Here is a 2,967-nt window from a genome sequence, read left to right as displayed (position 1 = left end):
CTTAAATAATAAAAAGGTTGTCAACCAAGATTTTGCGGCACAAAAGCAATCTTGGCCAAATTTGGAGTCTTAAATCGTTATATTGGCATTTTTGTTTACACATCAACTTTTCCACAGAACAGAAATTTTTTATCTTAATATTTAAAGTAGGATCTTAAATCTGGAAGGAGAATTCTTATTATGGATATTTCAAAACAAACTGCGCTGGTTACTGGCGCAAACCGGGGACTTGGTCGACAACTCGTTCTTGAACTGATCGCTCGAGGTGCTACTGTTTATGCGGGGGCGCGTAACCCTGATAGTATCCAACTACCGGGAGCAAAACCATTGCAAATCGATATCACCGATCCTACTTCTGTGGAAGCGGCAGCAGAGGTAGCGGGAGACGTGACTCTGCTGATAAACAATGCTGGGGTGTCGACAGGCGCCTCCCTTATCAATGGTAGTTTGGAGGACATCAACACCGAATTTAATACACACTTTTTTGGAACTCTTTCGATGGTTCGCACCTTCGCACCGAAGATCGCCTCGAACGGGGGAGGTACAATTCTAAACATTCTTTCGGTGTTATCCTGGTTCAGTAGTGTGAATTCAGGAGCATATTCTGCTGCGAAGTCGGCCGAGTGGGCTCTCACCAACTCAATCCGTTTAGAACTGGCTGACCAGAAGGTACGCGTAGCGGGACTTCATGTCGGGTACATGGACACAGACATGACTGCCCACTTGAAAGCTCCTAAGTTGAATGCTGCTAATGTAGCAAAGATCGCTATCGATGGAATCCAGGCTGATAGCCATGAAATTCTTGCCGACGAGTTAAGCCGAAAGGTTCAAAAAGGTCTGGCTGGTGGAGTCTCGGCTCTATACCCACAGTTCGTATGACCGAAACAATGGAGCTGTACCCTCGATGGACATCTCCACTTGCATCGTTGAAAAATACTTTTAAAAGTAAAATTTATTAGTTTAATGGTGCGGATAATGAATCACTTAGAAAATTTAAAGAAAATGATGGCGGGAAAAATACCTGAGCTGCACAAATACTTGGTTTTAAGATTGTAGATGTTGAAATAGGTAGAGTTGTTGTTGAAATAGAAGCTTCTGAAAGATTGTATAATCCGATGGGCACGCTACATGAGGTCCATTGGTATTGATGGGAGATGCATTTTGATTGGGGTATTAGGGGGGCAACAATTAGCAAATGTGAATTTGGGGGCATTTCTGCAAAAAAGGATCCAATTTATCGGGTCATCATTAAGATCAAGGAGTACGTTCTTAAAGTTTGAGTTAACTCGTAAGTTTGAAGCATTTTCGAATGAAAGGTTTGCAAATGGAAAAATGGTTCCGATTATTGATCGTGTTTTCGATTGGCATGATGTAGCCGCAGCTCATCAATATATGGAGGAAAATCGGAACATTGGTAAGATTGTTCTGAAAGTTGAATAAGAACGAATTTAAGTTAATTTAACCAAACATCATTAAATGCTAAATTTATACTGTTTTACATGGGACGGATTCTCCTGCTATCTTTCAAAGCCAAATATGCCCTGGTTTCCACAACACGGTCAAACACATACATTCACTCTTTGTTGTTTACCATGATTTCAAGCTGACCACGGTCATGTTATTTGGCAGTTGCCATCACGGCTTTTTCAGGGGAGGAAAATCCTTTTTCCATAAAAACAAGCCGTTGATGCAACTTCACTCCCGACTTATTTTGCGGATTTCTGCCCATTTATGATTCGTCAAATTGATGGCAATGTGCTTGAATCGATAATTTTTAAAGACATCACAAGTTTCGTGTAATTCGATTTGACATGAATTTGTAACACTAAATCAAGAAAAATCCTTTGGAATAGCTCCCGATTCATATTAATGATGAATATTTAATAGATCAATGAAATTATAAAAATATTAAAAAAACTACTATATGTAAGCGTATACATACTAAATGGTCAGTATGCTGAAGATAAAGTTTTATTCATCTATGCAGATTTGTTTTCAATAATTGAAGGGACTCACCCTCGCCTGACAACAGTTGAAACCTATTTCATCATGACAGACAAAGCGAAGCTTCCTCTCACCTCATTACCAAATGTCTAATCTTACGAAGATTTGATCCATGAAGAAAAAACAGCCTATGAATTCCCCGATTTTAGTGAATGACAAACAAGAGTTGTTGAATCACCCTGCCACACAAGTTACCAAATGGTGGCTACCTGATGATATTTTGTTCTTCACAGAAATTCCTAAAACGAGTGTTGGAAAGTTTTCCAAAAAAACATTGCTAGAATTGTACGAAGCTAGCAAACTGACCGGGGCCCAGCAGGTCGGTCGGCGAGAGATATTTAGCTAAATATGGTATTTGTATAAATATATATTTATATAAATATTTAGGAATAACCGCCTTAAAGTAAATTCGAATTGAGGGGGCATATGCAATGTATTGGATATGCGTATGAAGAATACTTATGGACGTTCAATATCAATCAGCATGGTGTGTTTTATGGCATCCAAGCATGCGATGGAAGGGGGTGATTATCATGATCAGGGCTTTGCGGAGTTAAACAATTTTGTGAATGGGCTTATCTATCATGGAACAAAGGTTGCCTACAAAAGGATTTAAGATTGGTTAAAATTTTGATAAACCCTTGATAAATGGGATCAGCATTTGCACTGGAATTGGCGCCTTTCAGAATCCGCGTGAATTTGGTTTCCCCCGGTTTTGTTGAAACCGCTTTAACAGCCAATTGTTTGCAAAATGAGCGGTTTGTCCGCGCAATTGGTAAAAACACTGCGTTAAAAAGGGTAGCCCAGTCCGAAGAAATTGCTAATGTAAAAGCCTCTGCAGCATCCTACGAAACCTCCTATATAACAGGTTCCGATTTGCTTATTGATGGCGGCTGGCTAATTTAATAATGATAAATAAATATTTTAATAAAGAGAGGAAGATTTTTATGACACAAGAACATT

Annotated in this window: 4 protein-coding genes and 2 pseudogenes; 5 read left to right on the top strand and 1 reads right to left on the bottom strand. The window is 39.2% G+C overall.

Going from position 1 to position 2,967, the window contains the following annotated elements:
* Positions 1-180 precede the first annotated feature (180 nt).
* Positions 181-879 carry an SDR family oxidoreductase gene (locus V7659_RS29775; protein ID WP_335543639.1) on the top strand — a complete coding sequence of 233 codons (699 nt, stop codon included), beginning with the start codon at positions 181-183 and terminating at the stop codon, positions 877-879.
* Between the two features lie 282 nt (positions 880-1,161).
* Positions 1,162-1,440 carry a zinc-binding dehydrogenase gene (locus tag V7659_RS29770; RefSeq protein WP_335543638.1) on the top strand — a complete coding sequence of 93 codons (279 nt, stop codon included), beginning with the start codon at positions 1,162-1,164 and terminating at the stop codon, positions 1,438-1,440.
* Between the two features lie 136 nt (positions 1,441-1,576).
* Here the strand turns inward: V7659_RS29770 and V7659_RS29765 are convergent.
* Positions 1,577-1,865: pseudogene (locus tag V7659_RS29765) on the bottom strand (IS4 family transposase); the annotation flags it as partial.
* Between the two features lie 251 nt (positions 1,866-2,116).
* Between V7659_RS29765 and V7659_RS29760 the strand changes: the two are divergent.
* The 3 genes and pseudogenes from V7659_RS29760 to V7659_RS29750 form a co-directional block, all read left to right on the top strand.
* A complete protein-coding gene (locus V7659_RS29760; protein ID WP_335543637.1) occupies positions 2,117-2,350 on the top strand; it encodes a hypothetical protein in 234 nt (77 codons plus the stop codon).
* A 90-nt stretch (positions 2,351-2,440) separates the two neighbouring features.
* Positions 2,441-2,620 carry a hypothetical protein gene (locus tag V7659_RS29755; protein ID WP_335543636.1) on the top strand — a complete coding sequence of 60 codons (180 nt, stop codon included), beginning with the start codon at positions 2,441-2,443 and terminating at the stop codon, positions 2,618-2,620.
* Between the two features lie 41 nt (positions 2,621-2,661).
* Positions 2,662-2,910: pseudogene (locus V7659_RS29750) on the top strand (SDR family NAD(P)-dependent oxidoreductase); the annotation flags it as partial.
* Positions 2,911-2,967 lie beyond the last annotated feature (57 nt).

The organism is Neobacillus drentensis, from assembly GCF_036966985.1.
GTDB lineage: Bacteria > Bacillota > Bacilli > Bacillales > Cytobacillaceae > Neobacillus > Neobacillus drentensis_E.
Note: the sequence above shows the minus strand (reverse complement) of the source record. Positions and strands in the feature narration are given on the sequence as shown.

Excerpts from the sequence above, each read along its gene's own strand:
- V7659_RS29775 (WP_335543639.1), top strand. The coding sequence starts at position 181 with ATGGATATTTCAAAACAAACTGCGCTGGTTACTGGCGCAAACCGGGGA.
- V7659_RS29760 (WP_335543637.1), top strand. The coding sequence starts at position 2,117 with ATGAAGAAAAAACAGCCTATGAATTCCCCGATTTTAGTGAATGACAAA.